Here is a 26,767-nt window from a genome sequence, read left to right on the forward strand (position 1 = left end):
TCAGGCCCCCTTCTCGCCGGTGGTGTCCTGCACGGTCGGTGGGGGGCTGACCGCTCCCCCGCGCTCACGCTCGGCCGCCATCAGGTCGACGAACCGCCCGAACAGCGGGTTGGCGTCGTGCGGGCCGGCCGCGGCCTCCGGGTGGAACTGCACGCTGAACGCCGGGGTCTCCATCAGCCGCAGGCCCTCGACCACCTGGTCGTTCAGGCCCACGTGGCTGACCTCGACCGGGCCGAACGGAGTGTCGGTGGGGCGGTCGAGCGGGGCGTCGACGGCGAAGCCGTGGTTGTGGCTGGTGACCCGCACGGTGCCGCTGACCCGGTCGAGCACCGGCTGGTTGAGCCCGCGGTGGCCGAAGCGCAGCTTGTAGGTGCCCAGGCCCAGCGCGCGGCCGAGGATCTGGTTGCCGAAGCAGATGCCGAACAGCGGGCGCCGGGCCGCCAGCACCCCGCGCACCGCCTCGACCGCGTAGTCCGCGGCCGCCGGGTCGCCGGGGCCGTTGGAGACGAAGACGCCGTCCACGCCGTGCTCGAGCAGCTGCTCGGCGGTCGCAGTCGCCGGCAGCACGTGCGTCTCGACGCCGAGCTCGGCCAGGTACCGCGGGGTGGCGGTCTTGATGCCCAGGTCGAGCGCGGCGATGGTGAACCGCTTCTCCCCCACCGCCGGGACGACGTAGGGCTCGTGCGCGCTGACGCCCGGGGCGAGGTCCGCGCCGGTCATGCTCGGGCTGGCGGTCACCCGGGCCAGCAGCTCGTCGGCGTCCAGCTCGGTGCTGATGCCGGCGCGCATCGCGCCGCGGTCGCGCAGGTGCCGGGTCAGGGCCCGGGTGTCGATGCCGCTGATGCCCACCACGCTCTGGGCGGCCAGCTCGTCGTCCAGGCTGCCCGTGGCCCGCCAGTTCGCCGGACGGCGGGCGGGGTCGCGGACGACGAAGCCGGCCACCCACATGCGGCGGCTCTCGTCGTCCTCGCCGTTGACGCCGGTGTTGCCGACGTGCGGGGCCGTCATCGTGATGATCTGGCCGGCGTAGCTGGGGTCGGTGAGCGTCTCCTGGTAGCCGGTCATCCCGGTGGAGAACACCGCCTCGCCGACCGTCGTCCCGGTCGCGCCGTAGGACTCGCCCCGGAACGTCCTGCCGTCCTCGAGCACGAGGATCGCGTCACTCACTTGGTTGCCTCTCCGTCGAGCACGGTCGCGACGCCCCGCAGGAACGTGGCGACCACCCGGCCGGGGAGCTCCCGGCCGGCATAGGGGCTGTTGCGGCTGCGGCTGGCCAGCGCGGCCGGGTCGACGGTGGCCCGGTGCGTGGGGTCCAGCAGCAGCAGGTTGGCCGGCTCGCCGACGGCGAGCGGCCGGCCGTGCCCGTCCAGACGGCCGATGGCCGCCGGGCGGACCGACATCCGGTCGGCGACACCGCGCCAGTCGAGGAGGCCGGGCTCGACCATGGTCTGCACCACGATCGCGAGCGCCTGCTCCAGGCCGAGCATCCCCGGCCGGGCGGCGGCCCACTCGCTCTCCTTGGCCTCCACCGCGTGCGGGGCGTGGTCGGTGGCGACGGCGTCGATCGTGCCGTCGGCCAGCCCCGCCCGCAGGACCTGGACGTCGGCGTCGGTGCGCAGCGGCGGGTTCACCTTGAACACCGGGTCGTACGTCTCCGCGCACTCGTCGGTGAGCAGCAGGTGGTGCGGCGTCACCTCGGCGGTCACCTGCACGCCGCGGGACTTCGCCCAGCGCAGGATCTCCACCGAGCCCGCGGTCGACACGTGGCAGACGTGCAGCCGCGCACCGACGTGGCCGGCGAGCAGCACGTCGCGGGCGATCACCGCCTCCTCGGCGGCGGCCGGCCAGCCGGTCAGCCCCAGCCGGGCGGAACGGTCGCCCTCGTTCATCTGCGCGCCGACGGTGAGCCGGGGCTCCTCGGCGTGCTGGGCGACGACGCCGTCCAGCGCCTTGACGTACTCCAGCGCCCGGCGCATGAGCGCCGGGTCGGCCACGCAGTGCCCGTCGTCGGAGAACACCCGCACCCGGGCCGCGGAGTCGGCCATCGCGCCGAGCTCGGCCAGCCGCTCCCCGCGCAGGCCCACGGTGACCGCACCCACCGGGACGACGTCGACCAGCCCGGCCTCCTGGCCCAGCCGCCACACCTGCTCGACCACGCCGGCGGTGTCGGCGACCGGGTCGGTGTTGGCCATCGCGTGCACCGCGGTGAACCCGCCGAGTGCGGCGGCCCGGCTGCCGGTCTCGACGGTCTCGGCGTCCTCCCGGCCCGGCTCGCGCAGGTGGGTGTGCAGGTCGACCAGCCCGGGCAGGGCGACCAGGCCGGTCCCGTCGACCACGTCGGCGTCCCCGGCGTCCAGGCCGGTGCCGATCTCGGCGATGACGCCGTCGGCGATGCGGATGTCGACGGCGTCCTCGCCGTAGGGGCGGACGTTCTTGATGAGCACGCTGTGCACCTCTCCTCGCTCCGCTCGGCCGTTCGCTCCGCTCCTCGCTCGTTCCTCGCTGCGATGCTCACTCACTCGGGTGCGCCTCCCAGCAGCAGGTACAGGACGGCCATGCGCACGCTGACGCCGTTGCCGACCTGGTCGACGATCGTGGAGCGGGCGGAGTCGGCCACCTCGGCGGCGATCTCCATGCCGCGGTTCATCGGGCCCGGGTGCATGACGATCGCGCCGTCGGGCAGCGCCGCCATCCGGCGGGCGTCCAGGCCGTACCGGCGGCTGTACTCGCGGGCGCTGGGGAAGAACGAGGCGTTCATCCGCTCGGCCTGCACCCGCAGCATCATCACCACGTCGGCCTTCGGCAGCACGGCGTCCAGGTCGTAGGAGACCGTGACCGGCCAGCTGCCCACGCCCACCGGCAGCAGCGTCGGTGGGGCGACCAGCGTGACCTCGGCGCCGAGGGTGGCCAGCAGCCACACGTTGGAGCGCGCCACCCGGCTGTGCAGCACGTCGCCGACGACCGCCACCCGCACGCCCTCGAGCCGGCCCAGCCGCTGCCGGATCGTGTACGCGTCCAGCAGCGCCTGGGTGGGGTGCTCGTGGGTGCCGTCACCGGCGTTGACCACGCTGCCGCGCACCCAGTGCGCCAGCCGGTGCGGGGCGCCGGAGGCCGAGTGCCGGACGACGATGCCGTCGGCGCCCATCGCCTCCAGGGTCAGCGCAGTGTCCTTGAGGCTCTCGCCCTTGGACACGCTGCTGCCCTTGGCGGAGAAGTTGATGACGTCGGCGGACAGGCGCTTCGCAGCCAGCTCGAAGGAGATCCGGGTGCGGGTGGAGTCCTCGTAGAAGAGGTTGACCACGGTGCGCCCGCGCAGGGTCGGCAGCTTCTTGACCTCGCGGCCGGCCAGCGCCTGCTCGATCTGCGCGGCGGTGTCCAGCACGAGGGTGGCGTCGGCCCGGTCGAGGTCACCGGCCTCCAGCAGGTGCCGCCTCACCGGTCGCCCCCCTGTTCGGTGCCGCCGGTCACCAGGACCTCGTCGAGGCCGTCGATCTCGGCCAGGTGGACCTGGACCTTCTGGCTCCGCGCGGTCGGCACGTTCTTGCCCACGTAGTCGGCGCGGATCGGCAGCTCCCGGTGACCTCGGTCGACCAGCACCGCCAGCTGCACCGCGCGGGGCCGGCCCAGGTCGCGCAGCGCGTCCAGCGCCGCGCGCACCGAACGGCCGGAGAACAGCACGTCGTCGACGAGGACGACCAGCCGGCCGTCGATGCCCGCACCGGGCAGCCGGGTGTCCTCCAGCGCCCGCACCCCGCGCAGCCGCAGGTCGTCGCGGTAGAGGGTGATGTCGACGGTGCCGACGTCGACGGGCTGCTGCGAGAAGGCCTCGACCCGGGCGGCCAGGCGGCGGGCCAGCGGGGCACCACGCGTGGGGATGCCGACCAGGACGAGGTCGGCGAGGGAGTCCCCGGCCTTCTCGATCAGCTGGTGGGCGATCCGGTCGACGACGCGGGCGACGTCGTCCGCGGTCAGCAAGGGGGCCTGCTGGGCAGGCGCCGGTGGTGCAGACAGCTCTGATGACGGCGCCGGGCGCTCGGTCATCGCAGCCTCCTTCCCCGCCTCACGGGACGGGTCGTTAAAGGAGTTCGCCGTCGTCGGCCGGGGCGGCCGGCGACGGAGGTGGACCGACGGCGACGGTACTGCACCCGCCGAGGTGATCCACGTCGCGCCCGCCGGTCCGCCCGCGACGGGCGATCTGACCCGAAGGGGGCTCCTGACTGTCGCCCGTTCCAGAAGCCAAGTACTCTGCGTGACCAGCACGGTCCCATTCCGACGACAGTCAGTGAGCAGAGGTCATGAGCACCGACTACTCCAGGGCACTCGGCGCCCGCCTGCGGGCCATCCGCAACCAGCAAGGGCTGTCGTTGCAGGGCGTGGAGGACAAGTCCCACGGCCGGTGGAAGGCCGTCGTCGTCGGCTCCTACGAGCGCGGCGACCGCGCGGTCACCGTGCAGCGGCTGTCCGAGCTGGCCGTGTTCTACGGCGTCCCGGTCAGCGAGCTGCTCCCCGACCCGCGGCCCAGCTCCGCGGTCACCAAGAGCACCAAGATCGTGCTGAACTTGGAGTCGCTGGGCTCGCTGCCCGCCGACGAGGCCGGCCCGCTGGCCCGCTACGCCTCGACGATCCAGGCCCAGCGCCACGACTACAACGGCAAGGTGCTGTCGATCCGCGCCGAGGACCTCAAGTCGCTGGCCATCATCTACGACATGAGCCCCGACGAGCTGACCACCCGGCTCATCGAGTGGGGCGTGCTCTCCCCCGGTGCCGACGGCGTCGGCTACGCCACCGAGGACGACGACGAGCCGTCCTGGGGCGGCGACCGCCGCCGCACCCCCCGCTGACCTGACCGGTACGCACAGAGGCCCCACCCGCTCAGCGAGTGGGGCCTCTGCGCGTCGCGGCGCACCCGAGATCTGCGACCTCGTGACCTCCCACCGGCCGATCCCCTGGGACCGCCGGACTCGGCGGGTCGTGAGCGACGACAGGTCGAACGCGAACGGCCCACTCTGCCGAGCTGAGTGGGCCGTTCGTGTGCTGTCCTAGGACGTCAGGTGGGGATCTCGGCCCGGACGATGCCGCCGAGGACGCCGTTGACGTAGGACGGCGAGTCGTCGGTGGACAGCGCCTTGGCCAGCTCCACCGCCTCGTCGATGACCACCGCGTCGGGCACGTCGTCGACCCACAGCAGCTCGTAGACCGCCATCCGCAGGATCGCGCGGTCGACGTCGGGCAGCCGGTCCAGCGACCAGCCGGAGGCGTGCTGCTCGATCAGCTCGTCGATCCGGGCGCGCTGCTCGACGGCCCCCTCGACCAGCCGGACGGCGTGCTCGGGCACCGGTGGGTTGCCGTCGGCGACCCGGTCGCGGAGCACGGCCAGCGGGTCGTCCCCGCGGAGGTCGGCCTCGTAGAGGACGTCGACCGCGCGCTTGCGTGCCTTGGAACGGGCAGCCACGAGGTCAGCTGACCCGGCCGAGGTAGCGACCGTCGCGGGTGTCGACCTTCAGCTTCTCGCCCGTGGTGATGAACAGCGGGACCTGGATCTCCGCGCCGGTCTCCAGGGTCGCCGGCTTGGTGCCACCGGTGGAGCGGTCGCCCTGCAGGCCCGGGTCGGTGTGCGACACGACGAGCTCCATGGTCACCGGGAGCTCGACGTACAGCGGGGTGCCGTCGTGCACCGCCACGATCACCTCGGTGTTGTCCAGCAGGTAGTCCGCGCCGCCGCCGACGGTGGTCTCCGGCACGTAGATCTGCTCGAAGGTGTCGCCGTCCATGAAGACGAAGTCGGTGCCCTCCTTGTACAGGTAGGTCATCGAGCGCTTGTCGACCGTCGCCGTCTCGACCTTGGTGCCGGCGTTGAAGGTGCGGTCGACGACCTTGCCCGAGAGCACGTTCTTGAGGGTGGTACGGACGAACGCCCCGCCCTTGCCCGGCTTCACGTGCTGGAAGTCGGTGACGGTCCAGAGCTGACCGTCGAGGTTGAGGACGATGCCGTTCTTGAGGTCGTTGGTGGTAGCCATCTAGAGGACCAGCAGTTCCTTGCTCGTGAGGGTCAACAACTCGGGCTCGTCGTCCGTGACGATCAAGGTGTCCTCGATCCGGACACCGCCGTGGCCGGGCAGGTACACCCCGGGCTCCACGGTGACGGCCATGCCAGCGGCCAGGGTACCTGCGCCCAGCGCCGAGATGGCCGGAGCCTCGTGGATCTCCAGCCCCACCCCGTGCCCGAGGCCGTGGGTGAAGTGCTCACCGTGGCCGGCGGCGACGATGACGTCGCGGGAGGCGGCGTCCACCGCGGTGACGTCCGCGCCGACCGCGAGGGCCGCCCGCCCGGCGGCCTGGGACTCCTGCACCAGCTGGTAGACCTCGCGCTGCCAGTCCGCGGCGTGCCCGAGCACCAGGGTGCGGGTCATGTCCGAGTGGTAGCCGTCGACGGTGGCGCCGAAGTCGAGCTTCAGGAAGTCCCCGTCGCGCAGCTCGGTGCCGTCGGGCCGGTGGTGCGGGATCGCCGAGTTGGCGCCGGCGGCCACGATCGTCTCGAAGCTCGGCGCCTCCGCGCCCAGGGAGAGCATCCGGGCGTCGAGCTCGCGGCCCACCTGCAGCTCGGTGCGCCCCGGCCGCAGCGCGCCCTCGGCGGCCAGCTCGGCCAGCGCCTGGTCGGCGACCGCGCAGGCCCGGCGCAGCGCCTCGACCTCGCCGTCGTCCTTGATCGCGCGCAGCGCCTCCACCGTCCGGCGGACGCTGACCAGCTCGACCGCGGAGCCGCCCTCGTCGATCAGCCGCTCGAGGCCGCGCAGCTCGTCGACCGTGACCACGTGCGACTCGAAGCCCAGCCGGGTGGCCCCACCGGCGAGCGCGGCACGGGCCAGCGCCGGCATCGTGCCGCGGTCGACCAGCACCTCGACGTCGGGCACCTGGGCCGCGGCCTGGGTGGTGTACCGGCCGTCGGTGCCGAACAGGTCGCGCCCGTCGGCGCGCAGCAGCAGCCCGCCGTTGGAGCCGGTGAACCCGGTCAGGTAGCGCACGTTGAGCAGGTTGGTGACCAGGACGGCGTCCAGGCCGTTCGCCGCCGCGACCTGGCGCAGCCGCTCCCGCCGGGCGGCCTCGCGCGCGGTGTCCCGGGTCATCGGATGCCCTTCGCGGCCAGCCAGCGCAGCGCCAGCTCGTAGCCGGTCACCCCGAGGCCGACGATCGTGCCGTCGGCGACGGCGGAGACGTAGGAGTGGTGCCGGAACTGCTCGCGGGCGTGCACGTTGCTGATGTGCACCTCGACCACCGGCGCTGTCACCGCGGCGAGCGCGTCGCGCAGCACCACGGAGGTGTGCGACCAGCCGCCGGGGTTGATGACCACCGCGTCCCCGGCATCGGTGGCGTCGTGCACCCAGCCGAGCAGCTCGGCCTCGGAGTCGGTCTGCCGGACGACGACGTCCAGGCCGAGCTCGGCGGCGGCCGCGCCGATCAGCTCGACCAGCTCGGCGTGCGTGGTGGAGCCGTAGACCTCGGGCTCGCGGGTGCCGAGCCGGCCGAGGTTGGCGCCGTTGAGCACCTGGACGGTCATCTGCTCTCCTCCTTCGATGGGGCGGCGGGGTGGGCTGACGACACGGCCGCCCAGGCGGCGTCGAGGCAGGCCTGGTCGGGGTCGGTCAGGATCGTCGGCGCCCCGAGCCCGTCGAGGACGACGAAGCGCAGCGAGGCGCCGCGGGCCTTCTTGTCCAGCCGCATCACCGCCTGCAGCTGGTCCCAGTCGCCGCGGTAGCTGGTGGGCAGGCCCATCGCGGCGATCAGGTCGCGGTGCCGGTCGGCGTCGGCGCGGGACAGCCGGCCGGCCTGGGCGCCGAGCTCGGCAGCGAACACCAGCCCGACCGCGACGGCCTCGCCGTGCCGCCAGCCGAAGTCCTCGACCCGCTCGATGGCGTGCCCGAGGGTGTGCCCGTAGTTGAGGAACTCCCGGCGGCCGGTGTCGTAGAGGTCCTCCCCCACGGCGTCGGCCTTGACTCCGACGGCGCGGGCGATCAGCTCGGCCGTGTCGCGCCGGCCGGTCGGGTCGGTGTCCAGCAGCTCCAGGATGCGGCCGTCGGCGATGAACCCGCACTTGACCACCTCGGCCAGGCCGGCGCGGAACTCCGCATCGGGCAGCCCGGCCAGGGCGTCGGTGTCGGCGAGCACCGCGGCCGGCGGGTGGAAGGCGCCGACCAGGTTCTTGCCGGCGGCGGTGTTGATCCCGGTCTTGCCCCCGACGGCGGCGTCGACCATGGCCAGCAGGCTGGTCGGCACCTGCACGACGCGGATGCCGCGGGTCCAGGTGGCGGCCAGGAAGCCGGCCAGGTCGGTGACCGCACCCCCGCCGACGCCGACGACGGCGTCGGAGCGGGTGAGCCCCAGCCGGCCGAACTCCTCCCAGGCGCCGGCGGCGACCTCGGCGGTCTTGGCCGCCTCGCCGTCGGGGACGACCACCGCCTCGGCGGCGATCCCGGCCTGCTGCAGCGTCTCGACCGCGGCCCCGGCCGCGGCGGCCAGCGACCTGCTGTGCACCACTGCCGCCCGCGCGGTGCCGTCGAGCACCAGCCCGAGCCGGGACTGCACGCCCGGGCCGATGAGCACGTCGTAGGGCCGGTCCCCGGCGACGGTGATCCGGTGGACGTCGGGGTTCACGGGGCCTCCTGCCCGACGGCGGCCAGCACGTCGGCCACCACCTCGTCGACGGACCGGCCGCCGGTGGCGACGGTCAGCGTCGCCACCTCGGCGTAGAGCGGGGCGCGGGCCTCCAGCATGGTGCGCAGCATGGCGCGCGGGTTGACCGCCAGCAGCGGCCGGTCCCGGGACAGGCCCACCCGCTTGGCCGCTGACGCCACGTCGACGTCCAGCCAGACGACGCTGCCGCCGGCCCGGCCGTGCTGGACCAGCAGCGCCCGGGTGGCCGCGCTGGTCACCGCACCACCGCCGAGGGCCAGCACCCCGTGGTGCTCGGTGAGCGCCCGGGCCACCGCCTGCTCCTCCAGCTCACGGAAGTGCGGCTCGCCGTGCTGGACGAACAGGTCGGCGATCGACTCCCCCGTCGCCGCCTCGACGTCGGCGTCGGTGTCGCGGAAGGGCAGCCCGAGGGCGGCGGCCACCGCCGTGCCCACCGTCGTCTTGCCCGACGCCGGCGGACCGACGACGACGACCGCCGGCCCGGTCACCGGTAGGTCAGCGAGTCGAGGTAGCCCTGCACGTTGCGGCGGGTCTCGGGCACCGAGTCGCCGCCGAACTTCTCCAGCACCGCATCGGCGAGCACCAGGGCGACCATCGCCTCCATGACCACGCTGCCGCGGGGCACCGCGCAGGCGTCGCTGCGCTGGTTGATCGCGACCGCGGCCTCACCGGTGGCGGTGTCGATCGTGGCCAGCGCGCGGGGCACGGTGCTGATCGGCTTCATCGCGGCCCGGACCCGCAGTGCCTCGCCGTTGGTCATGCCGCCCTCGATGCCGCCGGCCCGGTCGGTGCGCCGGGACAACCGGTCTCCGTCGACGTCGATCTCGTCGTGGGCCACCGAGCCGCGCCGGCGGGCGGTCTCCAGACCGTCGCCGACCTCCACCGCCTTGACCGACTGGACGCCCATCAGCGCACCGGCCAGCCGGGAGTCCAGCCGGCGGTCCCAGTGCACGTGGCTGCCGAGGCCCGGCGGGAGCCCGTGGACCACGACCTCGATCACCCCGCCGAGGGTGTCACCGGACTTCCGGGCGTCGTCGATCTCGGCGACCATCCGCTCGCTGGTGGCCGGGTCGGCGCAGCGCACCGGGTCCTCGTCCAGCCGGGGGTTGTCCTCCGGGCCGGGCAGCACGCCGTCGGGGACGGTGACCGGCCCGATCGCGACCACGTGGCTCACGACCCGGACGCCGAGGACCTGGTGCAGGAACTGCTGGGCGACGGTGCCGAGCGCGACCCGGGCGGCCGTCTCCCGGGCACTGGCCCGCTCCAGCACGGGGCGGACGTCGTCGAAGCCGTACTTCTGCATGCCGGCGAGGTCGGCGTGACCGGGCCGGGGCCGGGTCAGCGGGGCGTTGCGCGCCTGCCCCTCCAGCACCTGCGGGTCGACCGGGTCGGCCGACATGACGCTCTGCCACTTGGGCCACTCGGTGTTGCCGATCTGGACGGCGATGGGCCCGCCCTGGGTGACCCCGTGCCGGACGCCGCCGGTGAGCGTGACCACGTCCTCCTCGAAGCTCATCCGCGCACTGCGGCCGTGGCCGAGCCGGCGGCGGGCGAGCTGGCCGTCGATGTCGGTGGTCTGCACCCGCACCCCGGCGGGCAGCCCCTCGAGCAGTGCGGTCAGCTGCTGACCGTGCGACTCACCTGCGGTCAGCCAACGCAACATGCCGGCGATCCTACGAGGACGCCGCCGCGGGACTCCTCGCGCGCTCGGGTGGGGCCCGGCGTCAGCCGAGCGGGGCCGCCAGCAGCAGCGCGACACAGCCGCCGACCAGCAGGGGCGGTCCGAAGGCGATCGCGGTGCGCCAGCCCGCCCGGCCGAGGGCGATCAGCAGCAGCGAGCCGAGGGCGCCGATGAGGAGGCCGGCGAACACCCCGGCCAGCAGCACGCCCCAGCCGACCCAGCCGAGCACCAGCCCGAGCAGCGTGAGCAGCTTCACGTCCCCGCCACCGAGCCCCGACGGCTGGACCAGCCGGGCGGCGGTGCCGAGCAGGTACGCGACGGCCGCTGCCGCGAGCGCGCGCAGCAGCGCGCCCCAGGTGTCCAGGACCGCGGCATCGGCCAGCAGGGCCAGGGTGCAGCCACCGGCGGCCGGCCCGGTCACCCGGTCGGGCAGCCGGTGCACGGCCAGGTCGACCCCGGCCAGGACGACGGCCGCCGCGCCGAACCAGGCGAAGGCCAGCGCGGCCGGCCGGGCACCGGTCAGGGCCGGGGCGGCGGCCAGCGCGCCGCCGGCCAGTACCGCGGTGGTGGCCACCCGGGCGGCCGAGGGCCGGGCCGCCGGGTCGCGGGCGGCCAGCCGCACGGTGGTCCGGGCCAGCCAGGGGCCCAGCAGCAGGCCCGCGGCAGCGCCGACGGCGACGAGCAGGCCGGTCACCGGGAGCGGTGTCAGGCGTCCAGCGCGGCGCGCATGGCGGCGATCGGGGCGGGCTGCCCGGTCATCAGCTCGACCTGGGCGGTGGCCTGCCAGAACAGCACCTCGAGCCCGCTGATCGAGTCGCCGCCGGCCTCCTCGACGCGACGGGCCAGCGGGGTCGGCCAGCCCGCGTACAGCACGTCGAGCACCAGCTGCCCGGGTCGCCAGTCCAGCTCCGCGACGGCGGGTTGCCCCTCGGCCGGCACCGTGCTCACCACGACCGGGGCGGCGACCGGTCCTCCGGCGTCCAGTCGGTGCACCTCGACGACGACCTCCAGGGTCTCCAGCACCCGCACGACGTCGGCAGCGCGCGCCGGCTCGCGGACGACGAGGTCGACCTGGCGGGCACCGAGGGAGGCCAGGGCGACGGCCGCGGCGGCCGCGGTCCCGCCGGCACCCAGGACGGCGGCGTGCTCGAGCTGTTCGACCCCGCCGGCCTGCAGGGCGGTGCCCACCCCGGCGACGTCGGTGTTCTCCGCCCGCCAGCCGCCGTCGGGGGTGCGGAGCAGGGTGTTCGCCGCGCGGAGCAGGCGCGGCAGCGGCTCGACGACGTCGGCCACCTCCACCGCTGCCCGCTTGTTGGGCATGGTCACCGAGAACCCGCGCCACTCCGGGCCGAGGCCGGCGAGCAGCACCGGGAGGTCGTCCGCGCCGACGTCGAGGGCGTCGTACGTCCAGTCGGTGAGGCCCAGGGCGGCGTAGGCCGCCCGGTGCAGCACCGGGGAGAGCGAATGGGCCACCGGCCGGCCGAGGACGGCTGCCCTCATGCCGGCCGGTGACCCGGCTGCGCTGGTGATCTCAGTTCCCCGGGTTGTCCCGCAGCCACTGCTGGAACAGCAGCACGTTCTGCTGGTGCTCGGCCCCGGTGGCGGCGAAGCGGGTCTCCCCGGTGTCGGGGTCGACGACCACGAAGAAGCGCCAGTCGCCCGGGGTGGGGTTCTGCACCGCGCGCAGCGCCTCCTCACCCGGGTTGTTGATGGCGCCCGGCGGCAGCCCCGGGTGGACGTAGGTGTTGTAGGGCGAGGGGTTGGCGCGGTCCTCGGCCGTGGTGGTGATGCCGCCCTTGCCGTTGGCGTAGTTCACCGTGGTGTCCAGCTGGAGCAGCATGCCGTCGGCCAGCCGGTTGTTGAGCACCGTGGCCACCTTGCCCATGTCCTCGATCGAGCCGGCCTCGGCCTGCACGAGGCTGGCCTCGGTGAGCACGCTGAGCCGGTTCTCCACGGGGATCTGCAGCTGGTTGAGGACCTGGTCGGTGCGGGCGACCATCCGGCTGAGCACGTCGGCCGCGGTCTGGCCCGGCTCGACGTCGTAGGTGGCCGGGAAGAGGAAACCCTCGAGCAGTCCGTTGGCGTAGGCCGGGAGGCCAAGCGCGGCGGGGTCGGCCGCCGCGGCCTGCAGCTCCTCGAGCGGCAGCCCCCCCTTGTCGGCCAGCAGCTGCAGCGTCTGCTCGACCGTCCGGCCCTCGGGGATCGTCACCTTGGTGACCATCCGGGAGGCCGGGTCCAGGAGCAGGTCCAGCGCGGCCTGGCCGGACATCTGCGACCGCAGCGCGTAGACGCCCGGCTGGATGCCGGTGGCCGCGGGGTTGGCCGCCGCCGCGTCGGCGAACGGCTCGACCGAGGCGATCACGTCGGCCTCGACCAGCGTGTTGCCGATGGCTCGCAGTGACTCGCCCTCGTTCACCCGGATCTGGACACTGCCGGTGCCGGTGCCGGTGTAGTCCTCGGCCACCGGGTTGATGGTGCGCCACAGGTAGAGCCCACCGAAGGCCAGCCCACCGATGATGCCGAGCAGCACGAGCAGGGAGATGGCGACGGTGATCGGGCCACGGCGCTTGCGCCCACCACCGGACCCCCGCCCGCCGCCACGTCCCCGGCCACCGCCCGAGCCGCCGTGGCCGTCGTCGCCGTGATGACCGTCGTCGTGGTGGTCGTCGTGGTGGTCCCCGATGACCTCGAGGCCGCCGGTCTGGTCGAACATCCCCGCGCCCGTCGCCGGGCCCATGTCGTCGACGTGCCGGTCGTCCTGGTGCCGGTCGTCCTGGTGCCGGTCGTCCTGGTACGCGTCGTCCTGGTGCGGGTCGTCCTGGTACGGGTCGTCGTGGTGTCTGTCCTCGGCGTACCGGTCGTCGGCGTACCGGTCGTCGGCGTACCCGTCCTCGGCGTACCCGTCGTGCGACTGGCCCGCAGGGTGCACCTCGGTGGCCGGCTCGTCGTCCCGGTCGCGGACCGGGGTGGCCGGGGCATCGGTGAAGAGCGCGGCCAGCGAGCTGCCCGCGGCTGCCTGGGGGGCCGCCTCGGCCCCGGCGCGCTGGGGCGCGGACAGCCAACCGGGGTCGGTGTCGGTGTCGGCGAACCTGTCGGCGACGACGCGCTCGGCGGTGGTCGGCTCGACGGCCGGGCGGGGCGGGGGCACGAGCCGCCGGTCGCCGCGGCCACGGTCGTCGCCGTTGAGGAGCGGCACGGCCGGCGGAGCGGCGGGCATCTCGGCGGTGGCGGGTGCCGCGGTGGCGGGCGCGGTGCTGGCGGGCGCCCACGGCCGGTCGGCCGGCGCACCCGTCGCGGTGGACCCGCGGTGCCGGGCGCCGCGGTCGTCGCCGACGCGCCCCCGGCCGGTGGAGGCGGCACCGTGCGTCGGCCGGTCGATGCCGAACGCGCTCACGTCGAGACCCGCGGCGGCCAGCCCGACGTTGGCTATCCCGGTCGCCTCCAGTCCGGTGATCCCGACGTCGGCGACGTCCACCGCGGGACGGGCCAGGACACGCACGCCGGTGGCGTCGGTGTCCGGGGCGGAGCGACGTCCGCGCCGCGGCCGCAGGGTGGCGTCCGGAGGGGTGTCCGTCGCGACGGAGGAGCTGGACCAGGCGGCCAGCATCTCGGCGGCGGAGCGGCCCGCGCCGTCGGCGTCGGGCTGGGCGTGGCGGCCGCGCGGGCGCGGCTGGTTCGGGTCCGTCACGAGTGGCGCCCCCTCGAGTCAGTGCCAGTGCGCGAACGCCCGTCGAGGTGACTCTGCAGGATGACCACCGCAGCCGCCTGGTCGATCACCGCACGCTGCCGGCGGGCGTTGATGCCGCCTGCGCGCAGATGACTCGTTGCGGTCACGGTGGAGAGCCTCTCGTCGACGAGGTGCACCGGGACGCTCCCGATGCGACTGGCCAGGGCCTGAGCGTATGCACTGGCATCTCTTGCCGACGCGCCCGACGCACCGGACAGGTGCGTTGGCAAGCCCACAACCACCTCCACCACCTCTTCTGTCACAACCAGCTCAGCGAGGCGGTCCAGGTCGCTCTGGTCCTTGGCCCGGCGCAGGGTGACGAGCGGGCTGGCGAGGGTCCCGGTGGCGTCGGAGAGGGCGACCCCGACCCGCACGGTGCCGACGTCGACCCCCAGCCGTCGGCCCGGGACCCAGGCCTGCGGTGCGGCACCGGCGACGGGGTCACTCGTCATCGACTCGGCTCGCCTCCTCGTCGGGCGTCCCACCTGGGCGCACCGGCCGGCGTCCTGCCGCCCCGGGCACCCGGGGCGGGTAGCCGCCCAGGTCCAGGGCGCCAGTCTCCGGCTGCCCCGTCGCGGCCGGCGCCCCGGAGGGCGCCCCGACCGCGCCTGGAGCGGGGAGGGGGAACGGCACGCGTTCGGTCCGGTGCTCACCGTCAGCGGCCCGGCCCGGGGCACGCCCGGTGGGTGGCACCGGCGGCCGGGCCGCCTGCTGCCCCACCGGGCCGGTGCCGGGCCCCGTGGCCTCGCCCGCCGAGCCGGGGCCGGTGGCCTCGTCGGTCATGCGCCGGCCGCGCCGACGGCCTGCTCGGCCGCAGCCAGTGCGGCGGGGATGCCGCTGGGGTCCGTGCCACCGCCCTGGGCGACGTCCGGCTTGCCGCCGCCGCGCCCGCCGACCGCGGGCGCGGCCGCCTTCAGCAGGTCGTTGGCCGACAGCCCGCGCTGCTGGGCCGCCGGGTTGACGGCGGCGATCAGCGCCACCTTGCCGTCCGCTGCGGAGGCGAGCACGACCGCTGCCGGACGCTCCCCGAGCCGCCCACGCACGTCCAGGGCCAGGCTGCGCAGGTCGCCGCCGGAGAGCCCCGACGGTGCACCGGTCACCACCGCGACGCCCCCGAGGTCGCGGGCGCCGGCCGCCAGGTCACCGGCCGCCGCCACCGCCTGCTGGGCGCGCAGGTCGGCCAGCTCCCGGTCGGCGTCCCGCAGCCGCGCGATCATGCCGCTGACCCGGTCGGTCAACCCGTCCTGCGGGGTCTTGAGCAGGTCGGCGAGCTGGCGGACCAGGTCGCGTTCACGGGCGAGGTAGCGGAAGCCCTCCAGGCCGACCGCTGCCTCGACCCGGCGCGCGCCGGAACCGACCGAGCTCTCGCCGGTCAGCGCCAGGGTGCCGATCTGCGCGCTGCCCCGCACGTGCGTGCCACCGCAGAGCTCCCGCGACCACTCGCCGCCGATCTCGACGACCCGGACCTGCTCGCCGTAGGTCTCGCCGAACAGCGCCAGTGCACCGAACTCCCGCGCCTCCGGCAGCGTCATGTACAGCGCCCGGACCCCGTGGTCGGCCCGGACGGCGGCGTTCGCGACGTCCTCGACGTCGATCCGCTGCTGCGCCGACAGCGCCCCCTGCCAGGCGAAGTCCAGCCGCAGGTAGCCGGGGCGGTTGTACGAGCCGGACTGCAGCGCCTGCGGGCCGAGCACCTGGCGGAGCGCGGCGTGCAGCACGTGGGTGCCGGAGTGCGCCTGGCAGGCCGACAGCCGCCACTCCCGGTCGACCTGCGCGGTCAGCTCGGTGCCCGCGCGCAGCTCGCCTTCCAGCACCCGCACCTGGTGGGCCACCAGGCCCTTGACCGGGCGTTGCACGTCGATGACCTCAGCCCGGCCGCCGTCCCAGGTCAGCTCGCCGGCGTCGGCGACCTGACCACCGGACTCGGCGTAGAACGGCGTGCGGTCCAGCACGACCCGGGTGATGCCGCCCGGGCCCACGACCGGCTCACCGTCGGTGTCCTCCTCGTCGACCACACCGAGCACCCGGGACTGGGTGTGCAGCGTGTCGTAGGCCCGCCAGTCGGTGGGGCCGAACTCCGACAGCAGCCGCCGGTAGGCCAGCACGTCGACCGCACCGGTGCGCTTGGCGCGGGCGTCGGCGCGGGCGCGGTCGCGCTGCTCCTTCATGAGGGCCCGGAAGCCCTCCTCGTCGACGGAGACGCCCTGCTCGGCGGCCATCTCCAGGGTCACGTCGATCGGGAAGCCGTAGGTGTCGTGCAGCGAGAACGCCTGCTCACCCGAGAGCGCCGCGGTGCCGGCCGTCTTGGCCTGGCCGACCGCGGTGTCGAACAGCGCCGTCCCGGCGGTGAGGGTGCGCCGGAACGCCTCCTCCTCGGCGTAGGCGATGCCGGAGATCCGGGCGAAGTCGGTGGCCACCTCGGGGTAGCTGGCGCTCATCGCGTCGCGGGAGACCGGCAGCAGCTCCGGCAGCGTGGCCTCGTCGACCCCGAGCAGCTTCATCGACCGGACGGCGCGGCGCAGCAGCCGGCGCAGGATGTAGCCACGGCCCTCGTTGCCGGGGGTGACGCCGTCGCTGATCAGCATCAGCCCGCTGCGCACGTGGTCGGCGACCACCCGCAGGCGCACGTCGGCCTCGTGGTCGGCGCCGTAGCGCACCCCGGCCAGCTCGGCGGCCCGGCGCAGCACCGGCGCGACCTCGTCGATCTCGTACATGTTGTCGACGCCCTGGAGCAGGAAGGCCACCCGCTCCAGCCCCATTCCGGTGTCGATGTTCTTCTTCGGCAGGTCGCCGAGGATGGGGAACTCCTTGCCCTCCCCCGGGCCCCGCTCGTACTGCATGAAGACCAGGTTCCAGATCTCCAGGTACCGGTCGCCGGTGGGATCGGCCTCCGGCCCGCCGCCGGGGCCGTACGCCGGCCCGCGGTCGTAGTGGATCTCCGAGCAGGGGCCGGCCGGGCCGGCCGCGCCGGTCGACCAGTAGTTGTCGTCCTTGCCGCGGCGCTGGATGCGCTCGGCCGGGACGTAGGCCCGCCAGGCGTCGAACGCCTCGTCGTCGTCCAGGTAGACCGTCGGCCAGATCCGCTCGGGGTCGAGCCCCAGACCACCGTCGGAGACCGCTCCGGTCACGAGGTCCCAGGCGAACTGGATGGCCTCGGCCTTGAAGTAGTCGCCGAAGGAGAAGTTGCCGTTCATCTGGAAGAACGTGCCGTGCCGGGTGGTCTTGCCCACCTCCTCGATGTCGAGGGTGCGGACGCACTTCTGCACGCTGGTGGCCCGGGGGTACGGGGCGGGCTCGCGACCGGTCAGGTACGGGATGAACGGCACCATCCCGGCGACGGTGAACAGCAGCGAGGGGTCCGGCGACACCAGCGAGGCGCTGGGGACGACGGTGTGCCCGCGCTTCTCGAAGTGCTCCAGGAAACGGCGGCGGATCTCGGCGGTCTGCATGCGGGTGGTCTCGGTCCTCAAGGGCGGGGTGGGCTCAGCGGTGCCCGGAAGGGCTCAGCGGCGCCGGGAGGGGATGGCTCAGTTGTCCGCGGCGTGGGCGCCGCGGCGGGTCGGCAGCGCGACCTGCGAGTTGTCGGGCAGCGGTGCGTCCAGCCCGGTGCCCGCGCGCAGCTCGTCCTCCCGGACCGCGGCGGCGGCGCGCACGTCGGCACCGAAGTCGCCGATCGCCTCGGCCAGCTCGCGCAGCCCGTCGGCGAGGTTGCCGGCCAGGCTCTGCGGGGTCAGCTTCTCCGCGGTCTGGGACAGCTTGCGGACGACGAGGACACCGATGGTGATGCCCATGGTCAGCCAGAACAGCCGGCGCATCAGGCGGCCCGCCGGGCGCTGCGGCGGGCCCGCCGCTCGGCCTTGTCGCGGGCGGCGGCGTCGGCGACGGCCTGACCCTCACGCTTCTTGCGGGCGGCGCTGCGCACGCCGTAGCTGAAGGCGGCGACCTTGATCAGCGGACTGCCCAGGGTCGCGGCGAAGACGCTGGTCAGCGCGGCGACGTTGCTGGAGACGTTCGCGGCGTTGCCGGTGATGTCGTCGACCCGCTCGAGGTTGGCGTTCACGTGGGTGACCGTCGTCGACGCCTGGCTCAGGATCGGCTGGCTCTGTTCACGCACCTGGCGGATGGTCAGCGTCGTCTCGTCCAGGGTGCGCCCGAGCTTGAGCAGCGGCACCGCCACCAGGACCACCAGCAGCACCAAGGCACCGGCTGCGATCAGCCCGGCCCACTCTCCTGCAGACACTCGAGGGTCCCCTTCGTCGTCTCGTGCACGTCACCGGTGACGGTCCACCGGTCGGGCAACCCTAACCGCCGGCACCGACACCGGGCGCCGCCGTTCGCCGACGGTGACCGCTGGACCTCAGCCGCGGCGGCGGACGATCGCCCGCAGCTTGGCCAGCCGGGCACCGATCTGGGCCTCCACCCCGCGCCCGGTCGGCCGGTAGTAGTCCTTGCCCACCAGCGCGTCGGGCGGGTACTGCTGCGGGACGACGCCGTCGGGGTGGGCGTGCGGGTAGACGTAGGTCTTCCCGTGGCCGAGCTTCTTCGCCCCGGCGTAGTGCGCGTCGCGCAGCCCGGCGGGCACCGGCCCGGCCAGCCCCGCGCGCACGTCGGCGACCGACTCCCCCATCGCCGTGGTGATCGCGTTCGACTTGGGCGCGGTGGCCAGGTGGACCACGGCGTGCGCGAGCGGGAAGTGCCCCTCGGGCATGCCGATGAAGGCCACCGCGTCGGCGGCGGCGACCGCGGTGAGGAGCGCGGTCGGGTCGGCCATGCCGATGTCCTCGCTCGCCGAGATCACCAACCGGCGGGCGATGAAGCGCGGGTCCTCCCCCGCCTCCACCATCCGCGCCAGGTAGTGCAGCGCGGCGTCGACGTCGCTGCCCCGGATGCTCTTGATCAGCGCGCTGGCGATGTCGTAGTGCTGGTCACCCGACCGGTCGTAGCGCACCGCGGCCTGGGCGACCGCGGTCTCCAAGGTGGCCAGGTCGAGCACGTCGGAGCCGGCCGCCCGGGCCGCCCCGGCCCCGCTCTCCAGCGCGGTCAGCGCCTTGCGGGCGTCGCCTCCGGCCACCCGCAGCAGGTGCTCCTCGGCCTCGGGGGTCAGCGTCACCGCGCCGTCCAGGCCGCGCTCGCTGGTCAGCGCCCGGCGCAGCACGGTGCGCACGTCCTCGTCGTCCAGTGACTGCAACGCGAGCACCAGGCTGCGGGACAGCAGCGGACTGACCACGGAGAAGAACGGGTTCTCGGTGGTGGCGGCGATCAGGCTGACGATCCGGTCCTCGACCGCGGAGAGCAGTGAGTCCTGCTGGGTCTTGGAGAACCGGTGCACCTCGTCGATGAACAGCACGGTGCGCCGGCCGGCGTGGGTCAGCTCCCGCTTGGCGTCCGCGATGACCGCACGGACCTCCTTGACCCCCGAGTCCAGCGCCGACAGCTGCACGAAGGAGCGCTGGGTGGCCAGCGAGATGACGTGCGCCAGCGTCGTCTTCCCGGTGCCGGGCGGGCCGTAGAGCACGAGCGACATCGGCTCGTCGGCCTCCACCAGCCGGCGCAGCGGAGCGCGCGCACCGAGCAGGTGCTGCTGCCCGACCACCTCGTCCAGCGACCGCGGCCGCATCCGGACCGCCAGCGGCGCCCCGGGGTCGACCGGCGGCGGGCCGTCGGCGGGAGCGGGGTCGAACAGCGACGTCACGGTTGCGAAGTTACCCGCGGGGCACGACGGGTCTGGCCACCCTCGACCTCCAGGAGACCCCATGCAGCAGCGCACGATCGGCAACAGCAGCGTCGGCACCGTTCCGGTGGGGGCGGTCGGCCTGGGCGCCATGCCGCTGTCGACCAAGGACCCCCGCCCGACGCCGGCCGAGGCCGAGGCGGTGGTGCACGCCGCCCTGGACGCCGGGGTGACCCTGATCGACACCGCCGACGCCTACGCGCGGGACGAGGCCGAGTTCGGCCACAACGAGGAGCTGGTCGCCCGGGCGCTGCGCTCGGCCGGCTCCCCGGACGGCGTGCTGGTGGCCACCAAGGGCGGGCACACCCGGCGCGGTGCGGAGTGGGAGCTGGACGGGTCGCCGGCCTACCTGCGCCGGGCCTGCGAGGCCTCGCTGCGTCGGCTGGGCGTCGAGGCGATCGGGCTCTACCAGTTCCACCGCCCCGACCCGTCGACCCCGTGGGAGGAGTCGATGGGCGCCCTGCGGTCGCTGGTGGACGACGGACTGGTGCGGATGGCCGGCATCTCCAACGCCGACGTCGGGCAGATCGACGCGGCCCGGGCGATCGTCGGCGACGCGCTGGTCAGCGTGCAGAACCAGTTCTCCCCCGGCTGGCGCTCCTCCGCCGGGGAGCTGGCGCACTGCGCGCAGCACGGTCTGGCCTTCCTGCCGTGGAGCCCGTTCGGCGGCGTCCCGGCGGCCAAGGAGCTGGGCTCGACGGCCGCGGAGTTCGCCGCGGTCGCCGACGAGCTGGGCGTCTCGGTCCACCAGGTGACCTTGGCCTGGCACCTGGCCCAGGCCGACGAGGTGATCCCGATCCCCGGCGCCTCCCGCCCCGAGTCCATCACCGACTCCGCCGCAGCCGCCGACCTCCACCTGACCGACGACCACCTGACCCGCCTCAACGCCGCCTGACCCGCCGTCCGCCGTCCGCCGTCTGGCGTCTGCCGTCTGCCGTCTGCCGTCTGCCGTCTGCCGTCTGCCGTCTGCGGTTGATCATGGGCGTCTCGCCGACGACAGGCCGTCGGACGGCGTGTCACCGTGCAGGGCGCCCATGATCAACGGCTGGGCCAGTGCTTGCAGTCACTGCATCCACAGGTGGCGGAGCGTCCACAGGCACTCGTCGGAGCTGGTCGGCTGACGGGTCGGGCGCCACGGTGGACGCGTGGACGGCATCGGGCTCGGCAGCAGCTACACGTGGGCCGGCGCCCGGGCGGCTGGGGTGACGCGGCGACAGATCGAGCGCGACGGCCTTCGCCTCGGCCAGGGCCTGTACCTGTCGCGGGCGGCGTTCACCCTGGTCGAACGCTGCCGCGCGTGGACGCGAGTGCTCCCACCCGGGGCCGCGTTCGGCGGGACGACGGCAGCCGCCCTGCTGGGAGCGCTCGGCTCGTCCCCGCCGCGACTGACCGTCGTGTTGCCGCCGGACGTCGTCGTGCCAGCCCGCCGCCAGCTCGTCCGGCACGTCCGCACGCTGGACGAGGCCGATGTCGTGGAGCACGCGGGCCTGCGGGTCACCTCGGGAGCGCAGACCTTCCTCGACCTGGCCGCCGCCCTGCCGCCCGCGGAGCTGGTCGCGGTCGGGGACGCCCTGTACCGCGACCGGCACCTGGACAGCGACCGCCTGGAGCAGCGGCTGGCCCGGGCCGGTCGGGTGCGCGGGGTCGTCCGAGCCCGGCTCTGTGCACCGGCGTTGAGCCCGCTGGCGGCGTCCCGTCCGGAGAGCCTGATGCGCTGGTGGGCTGGTCGACAGCGACCTCCCCGACCCCCGAGCCCCAGGTGCCGGTGGTCGACCGGTGGGGCCGGGAGGTCGGCCACGGCGACCTCGGTTACAGCGACTGGAAGGTGCTGCTGGAGTACGAGGGCAGGCAGCACGCCGAGCGCGAACAGTTCCGGCGGGACGTCGACCGGTACTCGCTGAGCGCACTCGACGGCTGGCTCGTCCTGCGCTTCGCCGCCCACCACCTGTCCGGACCCGAGACGGTCGTCGACCGCACCCGGAGAGCGTTGCTCAGCCGCGGGTGGCGCCCACCGGGCAGTTGATCATGGGCGTCTGGCCGACGACACGCGGGCGTACGGCGTGGCGAGCGACGAGACGCCCATGATCAATGACGGTCAGGCTCGTGGAAGGCGGTCAGGCCTTCGACGGGTCGGTGGGGCCGGGGGCGCCGGGCTGGCCCGGCGCGGGGTCGGCGTCGGGGTCGACGTCGATGCCGGCCTCCTTGCGCTGGGCAGCGGTGATCGGGGTCGGTGCCGCGGTCAGCGGGTCGTAGCCGGCGCCGGTCTTCGGGAAGGCGATGACCTCGCGGATGGAGTCGACCCCGGCCAGCAGGGCGGTGAGCCGGTCCCAGCCGATCGCGGCACCGGCGTGCGGCGGCGGGCCGTAGTCGAAGGCCTCCAGGAACCAGCCGAACTGCGCCCGGGCCTCCTCCTGGGTCATGCCCAGGGTCTGGAACACCCGCTCCTGCAGCTCGGCGTCGGCGATGCGGACCGACCCGCTCATCAGCTCGTTGCCGTTGCACACCAGGTCGTAGGCGTCCGACAGCGCGCCGCCCTTGTCCTCGGCGAACCGCTCGCGCCACTCCGGCGTGGGCGAGGTGAAGGGGTGGTGCATGAAGGTCCAGTCGCCGTCCTCGGTCTCCTCGAACATCGGGAAGTCGACGACGAACAGGAACGACCAGGAGCCCGGCTCGATGAGCTCGAGCCGCTTGGCGACCTCGTTGCGTGCGGCCCCCAGCAGCTCCTGCGAGGAGCGGCGCTGACCGGCGGCGAAGAAGACGCAGTCGCCCGGCCTCGCGCCGACGGCCTCCACCAGCCCGGCCCGCTCGGACTCGGAGATGTTCTTCGACACCGGCCCGCCGAGCGTGCCGTCCTCGGCGATCGTCACGTAGGCCAGGCCCTTGGCGCCGCGCGAGCGGGCCCAGTCCTGCCAGGCGTCGAACGCCCGCCGCGGCTGCGAGCCGCCACCGGGCATCACGATCGCGCCGACGTAGGGCGCCTGGAACACCCGGAACGGGGTGTCGGCGAAGTACGACGTCAGCTCGGTGAGCTCGATCCCGAAGCGCAGGTCGGGCTTGTCGGAGCCGAACCGGTCCATCGCCTCGCGGTAGGTCATCCGCGGGATCTCCGGGACGTCGTAGGAGGCCAGCTCCCGCCACAGCGCCCGGATGACGTCCTCGGCGACGGCCAGGACGTCGTCCCGCTCGACGAAGCTCATCTCGAAGTCCAGCTGGGTGAACTCCGGCTGCCGGTCGGCGCGGAAGTCCTCGTCCCGGAAGCAGCGGGCGATCTGGTAGTACCGCTCCAGCCCGCCGACCATCAGCAGCTGCTTGAACAGCTGCGGCGACTGCGGCAGGGCGTACCAGTGGCCCGGCTGCAGCCGCACCGGGACGACGAAGTCGCGGGCGCCCTCGGGGGTGGAGCGGGTCAGCGACGGGGTCTCCACCTCGGTGAACCCGTGCCCGGCCATGACGCCGCGGGCGATCCGGTTGACCTCGCTGCGCAGCCGCAGCGCCGCCGCCGGGCCCTGGCGGCGCAGGTCGAGGTAGCGGTACCGGTACCGGACGTCGTCCCCGGCGGCCTGCGCGGTCTCGATCGGGAACGGCAGCGGCGCGGCGGCCGAGAGCACCCGCAGCTCGCTGGCGACGACCTCGATCTCACCGGTGGGCAGCTCCGCGTTCTCGTTGCCGGCCGGACGACGCTGGACCTGCCCGGTGACCAGCACGCAGTACTCGTTGCGCAGCGCGTGCGCCTCCTCCTCGCGGACGACGACCTGGGCGTAGCCCGAGGCGTCGCGCAGGTCGAGGAAGACGACCCCGCCGTGGTCGCGCCGGCGGGCGACCCAGCCGGCGAGGGTGACCGTGGAACCGGCGTCGGTCGCGCGGAGCGTGCCGGCGTCGTGGGTGCGGAGCACTTCAGGCCTCTCTCGAGAAGGGGGAACGGGTCACCAGCGGTCGTGCACGTGGGCGCGGATGCGCTCGTCGTACACGCGCTCGAGGTCGGCGAGCTGGCTGGGGGTGAGCGAGGGCAGGGAGGCGGCGGCCACGTTGCCCAGCGCCTGCTGGACGTTGCGGGCGCCGGGGATGACGGTGGTGACCCCGGGCTGGTCGATGACCCAGCGCAGCGCGAAGGCCGCCGTCGTGACGTCCGGGCCGGCGATCTCGGCGACCTCGCGGGCCGCGGCGACGCCGACCTCGAAGGGGACGCCGGCGAAGGTCTCGCCGACGTCGAACGCCTCACCGTTGCGGTTGAAGTTCCGGTGGTCGTCGGCGGCGAAGGTGGTGTCGGTGGAGTACTTGCCCGACAGCAGGCCGCTGGCCAGCGGCACCCGGGCGAGGATGCCGACCTCGGCGCGGGCGGCGGCGGGGAGCAGCTGCTCCAGCGGCTTGCGCCGGAACACGTTGAGGATCACCTGGATCGACTGCACGCCCTCGTGCTGCAGCGCGGTCAGGCCCTCGGCGACGGTCTCGACCGAGACGCCGTAGGCGGCGATGGCCTGCTCCTGCACCAGGGTGTCGAGGGTGTCGTAGACCCGCTCGTCGGAGTAGACGGTCGGCGGCGGGCAGTGCAGCTGGACCAGGTCCAGGGTGTCCACGCCCAGGTTGCGGCGGGAACGGTCGATCCAGGCGCGCAGGTTCTCCGGCGTGTACTGCTCGGCGGTGAACGGGTCGGCGCGGCGGCCGGCCTTGGTGGCCACGAACGGTCGCTCACCACGGGCGGCCAGCGCCTTGCGGATGCGCTCCTCGGACCGGCCGTCGCCGTAGACGTCGGCGGTGTCGAGCAGGGTGACCCCGGCGTCGAGCGCGGCGTCGAGGACGGCGGCGGCGTCGTCCTCGGTGACGTCGCCCCAGTCGCCACCGAGCTGCCAGGTGCCCAGGCCGACGACGGAGACGTCGGCTCCGGTGCGGCCGAGCGGGCGGGTCTCCAGCGGAGTCGAAGAGGTCATGCCCCCACCGTCGCACGCACCCGGTCGAACAGCTCATCCAGGGGGACGGCGACCTGCTCGGCGGTGCGCAGGTCACGCAGCTGCGCGACGCCCTCGGCGATGTCCCGGTCGCCCACGACCACGGCGTGCGTGGCGCCCGAGCGGTCGGCGGCCTTCATCGCGCCCTTGAGCCCGCGGTCGCCGTAGACGGTGTCGGCGGAGACGCCGGCCTCCCGCAGCTGGCCGACCAGCTTCACCGCGAGCCGCTTGGCCTCAGGCCCCAGCGGGACGACGAACGCCTGCACGCCCGCCGCCGCCACCACGTCCAGCCCCTCGGCCTGCACCGCCAGCAGCGTGCGGTCGACGCCGACGGCGTAGCCGATGCCGGAGAGGTCCGGGCCGCCGAGGGCCGCGGACAGCCCGTCGTAGCGCCCGCCACCACCGATCGCCGACTGCGCGCCGAGCCCGGAGTGCACGAACTCGAAGGTGGTCTTCGTGTAGTAGTCCAGCCCGCGCACCAGCCGCGGCGCCTCGGTCCACTGGACACCCAGGTCGGTCAGGTGCTCCCGGACGGCGTCGTAGTGCGCCTTGGTGGAGTCCGACAGGTGGTCGACCATCAGCGGGGCGTCGTCCAGCTGGGCCTGCACCTCGGGGCGCTTGTCGTCCAGCACCCGCAGCGGGTTGATCGCCGCCCGGCGCCGGGTGTCCTCGTCCAGGTCGAGCTTCGAGAGGAAGGAGACGAGCAGCTCCCGGTACTGCGGCCGGCAGGTGGCGTCGCCCAGCGAGGTCAGCTGCAGCTCGAAGTCGCGCAGCCCCAGGTCGCGGAAACCCTGCACGGCCAGCGCCACCACCTCGGCGTCCAGCGCCGGGTCGTCGACGCCGAGCGCCTCGCAGTCGACCTGGGTGAAGTGCCGGTACCGGCCGGCCTGCGGCCGCTCGTAACGGAACGCCGAGCCGACCGCCCACAGCTTCACCGGCAGCGCGCCGGAGTACAGCCGGTGCTCGATGAAGGCGCGCATCAGCCCGGCGGTGAGCTCGGGGCGCAGCGTCAGCGACCGGCCGCCCCGGTCGGTGAAGGTGTACATCTCCTTGGAGACGACGTCGGTGGACTCCCCCACCCCGCGGGAGAACACCGCGGTGTCCTCGAACGTCGGCGTCTCGATGTAGCCGTACCCCGCCCGGCGCAGCGGCGCGGTCAGGGTGTCCCGGACGGCGAGGAACTGCGCCGACTCGGGGGGCAGCGTGTCGAACGTGCCCTTGGGAGCCCGCATCGGCTCGCTCACGGTGTCATCACTCGCTCAACTCGTCGGTCCGTCCGGTGCCCGTTCACAGGCCGCGCCCCTTCGGCGCGGCGGCCGCCTCGGCCAGGTAGGGGTTGGTGGCGCGCTCGCGCCCGATCGTGGTGGCCGGCCCGTGCCCGGGGAGGACGACGGTCTCGTCGTCCAGCGGCAGGACGACGTCCCGCAGCGAGCCGAGCATGTCGTCCCAGGACCCACCGGGCAGGTCGACCGGCCCACCGAGCCGGCGAACAGCACGTCACCGGCGAGCAGCCCGGGGGCCTCCCCCAGGTCGAGGGAGAAGACCACCGAGCCGCGGGTGTGCCCGGGCGCGTGGCGCACCGTCAGGTCGACCCCGGCCAGCGAGATCGTCGCCCCGTCGGCCAGCGGCAGCACGTCCGCGGGGTCGGGCAGCGCCACGCCGGTGATCAGCGGGGCGAGCTGCGGGCCGTGCCAGCGCGCCGGGTCCGACAGCATGCCGCTGTCCTCCGGGTGCAGGTAGGCGGGGATGTCGTAGCCGTCGCAGACCGGCAGCACCGAGAAGGTGTGGTCCAGGTGGCCGTGGGTGAGCACGACGGCGACCGGCTTCAGCCCGTCGGCGGCCAGCATCGCGGCCAGCGGCTCGACCGCGTCCATCCCCGGGTCGACCACGATGCACTCCTGCCCGGCGCCGGACGCGACGGCGTAGCAGTTGGTGCCGAAGGCGCCGGCGGGGAAGGAGCGGATGAGCACCCGTGCAGGTTACGCGGGCGTCCCGGC

26 protein-coding genes are annotated in these 26,767 nt (G+C 74.3%); 3 read left to right on the forward strand and 23 right to left on the reverse strand.

Annotated elements, in window-relative coordinates:
• The 4 genes from carA to pyrR form a co-directional block, all read right to left on the reverse strand.
• Positions 1-1,167, reverse strand: coding sequence for a glutamine-hydrolyzing carbamoyl-phosphate synthase small subunit (gene carA, locus ACJTNH_RS00140; RefSeq protein WP_458172179.1), 1,167 nt, complete (start codon positions 1,165-1,167; stop codon positions 1-3).
• Positions 1,164-2,444: a dihydroorotase gene (locus ACJTNH_RS00145; protein ID WP_458172180.1), complete on the reverse strand. Its 1,281-nt coding sequence runs from the start codon at positions 2,442-2,444 to the stop codon at positions 1,164-1,166. The genes carA and ACJTNH_RS00145 overlap by 4 nt, the downstream gene beginning before the upstream one ends.
• A gap of 71 nt (positions 2,445-2,515) precedes the next feature.
• Positions 2,516-3,436, reverse strand: a complete 921-nt coding sequence (locus ACJTNH_RS00150; protein WP_458172181.1) for an aspartate carbamoyltransferase catalytic subunit — start codon at positions 3,434-3,436, stop codon at positions 2,516-2,518.
• On the reverse strand, positions 3,433-4,041 hold the full coding sequence (gene pyrR, locus ACJTNH_RS00155) for a bifunctional pyr operon transcriptional regulator/uracil phosphoribosyltransferase PyrR (protein ID WP_458172182.1): 609 nt from the start codon (positions 4,039-4,041) through the stop codon (positions 3,433-3,435). The genes ACJTNH_RS00150 and pyrR overlap by 4 nt, the downstream gene beginning before the upstream one ends.
• 254 nt (positions 4,042-4,295) lie before the next feature.
• Here pyrR and bldD point away from each other — a divergent pair, with 254 nt between their 5' ends.
• Positions 4,296-4,841, forward strand: a complete 546-nt coding sequence (gene bldD, locus ACJTNH_RS00160) for a transcriptional regulator BldD (protein WP_299957842.1) — start codon at positions 4,296-4,298, stop codon at positions 4,839-4,841.
• A 206-nt stretch (positions 4,842-5,047) separates the two neighbouring features.
• Here the strand turns inward: bldD and nusB are convergent, their stop codons facing one another.
• The 15 genes from nusB to ACJTNH_RS00235 all read right to left on the reverse strand — a co-directional run bounded on the left by nusB (position 5,048) and on the right by ACJTNH_RS00235 (position 19,788).
• Positions 5,048-5,452: a transcription antitermination factor NusB gene (gene nusB, locus ACJTNH_RS00165; protein WP_458172183.1), complete on the reverse strand. Its 405-nt coding sequence runs from the start codon at positions 5,450-5,452 to the stop codon at positions 5,048-5,050.
• A 4-nt stretch (positions 5,453-5,456) separates the two neighbouring features.
• Positions 5,457-6,017: an elongation factor P gene (gene efp / locus ACJTNH_RS00170; RefSeq protein WP_458172184.1), complete on the reverse strand. Its 561-nt coding sequence runs from the start codon at positions 6,015-6,017 to the stop codon at positions 5,457-5,459.
• Positions 6,018-7,124, reverse strand: coding sequence for a M24 family metallopeptidase (locus ACJTNH_RS00175; protein WP_458172185.1), 1,107 nt, complete (start codon positions 7,122-7,124; stop codon positions 6,018-6,020).
• A complete protein-coding gene (gene aroQ, locus ACJTNH_RS00180; protein ID WP_458172186.1) occupies positions 7,121-7,555 on the reverse strand; it encodes a type II 3-dehydroquinate dehydratase in 435 nt (144 codons plus the stop codon). The genes ACJTNH_RS00175 and aroQ overlap by 4 nt, the downstream gene beginning before the upstream one ends.
• Complete coding sequence (aroB, locus tag ACJTNH_RS00185; protein WP_458172187.1) at positions 7,552-8,649, reverse strand: 3-dehydroquinate synthase; 1,098 nt, start codon at positions 8,647-8,649, stop codon at positions 7,552-7,554. Before aroB ends, aroQ begins: the two co-directional genes overlap by 4 nt.
• Positions 8,646-9,176 carry a shikimate kinase gene (locus tag ACJTNH_RS00190; protein WP_458172188.1) on the reverse strand — a complete coding sequence of 177 codons (531 nt, stop codon included), beginning with the start codon at positions 9,174-9,176 and terminating at the stop codon, positions 8,646-8,648. The genes aroB and ACJTNH_RS00190 overlap by 4 nt, the downstream gene beginning before the upstream one ends.
• Positions 9,173-10,351 (reverse strand): chorismate synthase, encoded by a 1,179-nt coding sequence (gene aroC / locus ACJTNH_RS00195; protein ID WP_458172189.1) that lies wholly within the window; start codon positions 10,349-10,351, stop codon positions 9,173-9,175. The genes ACJTNH_RS00190 and aroC overlap by 4 nt, the downstream gene beginning before the upstream one ends.
• Positions 10,352-10,412: 61 nt before the next feature.
• Positions 10,413-11,063, reverse strand: coding sequence for a prepilin peptidase (locus ACJTNH_RS00200; RefSeq protein WP_458172190.1), 651 nt, complete (start codon positions 11,061-11,063; stop codon positions 10,413-10,415).
• A gap of 11 nt (positions 11,064-11,074) precedes the next feature.
• Positions 11,075-11,869, reverse strand: a complete 795-nt coding sequence (locus ACJTNH_RS00205; RefSeq protein ID WP_458172191.1) for a shikimate dehydrogenase — start codon at positions 11,867-11,869, stop codon at positions 11,075-11,077.
• Between the two features lie 31 nt (positions 11,870-11,900).
• Positions 11,901-14,057, reverse strand: coding sequence for an endolytic transglycosylase MltG (gene mltG / locus ACJTNH_RS00210; RefSeq protein ID WP_458172192.1), 2,157 nt, complete (start codon positions 14,055-14,057; stop codon positions 11,901-11,903).
• Entirely contained in the window at positions 14,054-14,548 is a 495-nt protein-coding gene (gene ruvX, locus ACJTNH_RS00215; RefSeq protein ID WP_458172193.1) for a Holliday junction resolvase RuvX, read from the reverse strand. Before ruvX ends, mltG begins: the two co-directional genes overlap by 4 nt.
• A 327-nt stretch (positions 14,549-14,875) precedes the next feature.
• Complete coding sequence (gene alaS, locus ACJTNH_RS00220; protein WP_458172194.1) at positions 14,876-17,545, reverse strand: alanine--tRNA ligase; 2,670 nt, start codon at positions 17,543-17,545, stop codon at positions 14,876-14,878.
• 78 nt (positions 17,546-17,623) lie between these two features.
• A complete protein-coding gene (locus ACJTNH_RS00225) occupies positions 17,624-17,911 on the reverse strand; it encodes a hypothetical protein (protein WP_458172195.1) in 288 nt (95 codons plus the stop codon).
• Complete coding sequence (locus ACJTNH_RS00230; protein WP_269171777.1) at positions 17,911-18,336, reverse strand: DUF948 domain-containing protein; 426 nt, start codon at positions 18,334-18,336, stop codon at positions 17,911-17,913. Before ACJTNH_RS00230 ends, ACJTNH_RS00225 begins: the two co-directional genes overlap by 1 nt.
• 117 nt (positions 18,337-18,453) lie before the next feature.
• Positions 18,454-19,788 carry a replication-associated recombination protein A gene (locus ACJTNH_RS00235; protein WP_458172196.1) on the reverse strand — a complete coding sequence of 445 codons (1,335 nt, stop codon included), beginning with the start codon at positions 19,786-19,788 and terminating at the stop codon, positions 18,454-18,456.
• A 61-nt stretch (positions 19,789-19,849) separates the two neighbouring features.
• On the opposite strand from ACJTNH_RS00235, the gene ACJTNH_RS00240 reads away from it, so the two are divergent.
• Together ACJTNH_RS00240 and ACJTNH_RS00245 are read left to right on the forward strand one after the other, a co-directional pair.
• Positions 19,850-20,722, forward strand: a complete 873-nt coding sequence (locus tag ACJTNH_RS00240; protein WP_458172197.1) for an aldo/keto reductase — start codon at positions 19,850-19,852, stop codon at positions 20,720-20,722.
• A gap of 822 nt (positions 20,723-21,544) precedes the next feature.
• Positions 21,545-21,850, forward strand: coding sequence for a DUF559 domain-containing protein (locus ACJTNH_RS00245; RefSeq protein WP_458172198.1), 306 nt, complete (start codon positions 21,545-21,547; stop codon positions 21,848-21,850).
• 91 nt (positions 21,851-21,941) lie between these two features.
• Here the strand turns inward: ACJTNH_RS00245 and aspS are convergent, their stop codons facing one another.
• From aspS to ACJTNH_RS00265, 4 genes are read right to left on the reverse strand one after another with little or no spacing between them, the layout of a single operon-like run.
• Entirely contained in the window at positions 21,942-23,720 is a 1,779-nt protein-coding gene (gene aspS, locus ACJTNH_RS00250) for an aspartate--tRNA ligase (protein ID WP_458172199.1), read from the reverse strand.
• A 30-nt stretch (positions 23,721-23,750) separates the two neighbouring features.
• A complete protein-coding gene (locus tag ACJTNH_RS00255; RefSeq protein ID WP_458172200.1) occupies positions 23,751-24,752 on the reverse strand; it encodes an aldo/keto reductase in 1,002 nt (333 codons plus the stop codon).
• Positions 24,749-26,014 carry a histidine--tRNA ligase gene (gene hisS / locus ACJTNH_RS00260; protein ID WP_458172201.1) on the reverse strand — a complete coding sequence of 422 codons (1,266 nt, stop codon included), beginning with the start codon at positions 26,012-26,014 and terminating at the stop codon, positions 24,749-24,751. Before hisS ends, ACJTNH_RS00255 begins: the two co-directional genes overlap by 4 nt.
• A gap of 15 nt (positions 26,015-26,029) precedes the next feature.
• On the reverse strand, positions 26,030-26,740 hold the full coding sequence (locus tag ACJTNH_RS00265) for an MBL fold metallo-hydrolase (protein ID WP_458172202.1): 711 nt from the start codon (positions 26,738-26,740) through the stop codon (positions 26,030-26,032).
• Positions 26,741-26,767 lie beyond the last annotated feature (27 nt).

The organism is Modestobacter lacusdianchii (assembly GCF_054177765.1).

Coding starts and splice junctions, on each gene's coding strand:
- pyrR (WP_458172182.1), bottom strand. CDS start 4,041: ATGACCGAGCGCCCGGCGCCGTCATCAGAGCTGTCTGCACCACCGGCG.
- bldD (WP_299957842.1), top strand. CDS start 4,296: ATGAGCACCGACTACTCCAGGGCACTCGGCGCCCGCCTGCGGGCCATC.
- efp (WP_458172184.1), bottom strand. CDS start 6,017: ATGGCTACCACCAACGACCTCAAGAACGGCATCGTCCTCAACCTCGAC.
- ACJTNH_RS00175 (WP_458172185.1), bottom strand. CDS start 7,124: ATGACCCGGGACACCGCGCGCGAGGCCGCCCGGCGGGAGCGGCTGCGC.
- aroQ (WP_458172186.1), bottom strand. CDS start 7,555: ATGACCGTCCAGGTGCTCAACGGCGCCAACCTCGGCCGGCTCGGCACC.
- aroC (WP_458172189.1), bottom strand. CDS start 10,351: ATGTTGCGTTGGCTGACCGCAGGTGAGTCGCACGGTCAGCAGCTGACC.
- ACJTNH_RS00205 (WP_458172191.1), bottom strand. CDS start 11,869: ATGAGGGCAGCCGTCCTCGGCCGGCCGGTGGCCCATTCGCTCTCCCCG.
- ruvX (WP_458172193.1), bottom strand. CDS start 14,548: ATGACGAGTGACCCCGTCGCCGGTGCCGCACCGCAGGCCTGGGTCCCG.
- alaS (WP_458172194.1), bottom strand. CDS start 17,545: ATGCAGACCGCCGAGATCCGCCGCCGTTTCCTGGAGCACTTCGAGAAG.
- ACJTNH_RS00225 (WP_458172195.1), bottom strand. CDS start 17,911: ATGCGCCGGCTGTTCTGGCTGACCATGGGCATCACCATCGGTGTCCTC.
- ACJTNH_RS00240 (WP_458172197.1), top strand. CDS start 19,850: ATGCAGCAGCGCACGATCGGCAACAGCAGCGTCGGCACCGTTCCGGTG.
- ACJTNH_RS00255 (WP_458172200.1), bottom strand. CDS start 24,752: ATGACCTCTTCGACTCCGCTGGAGACCCGCCCGCTCGGCCGCACCGGA.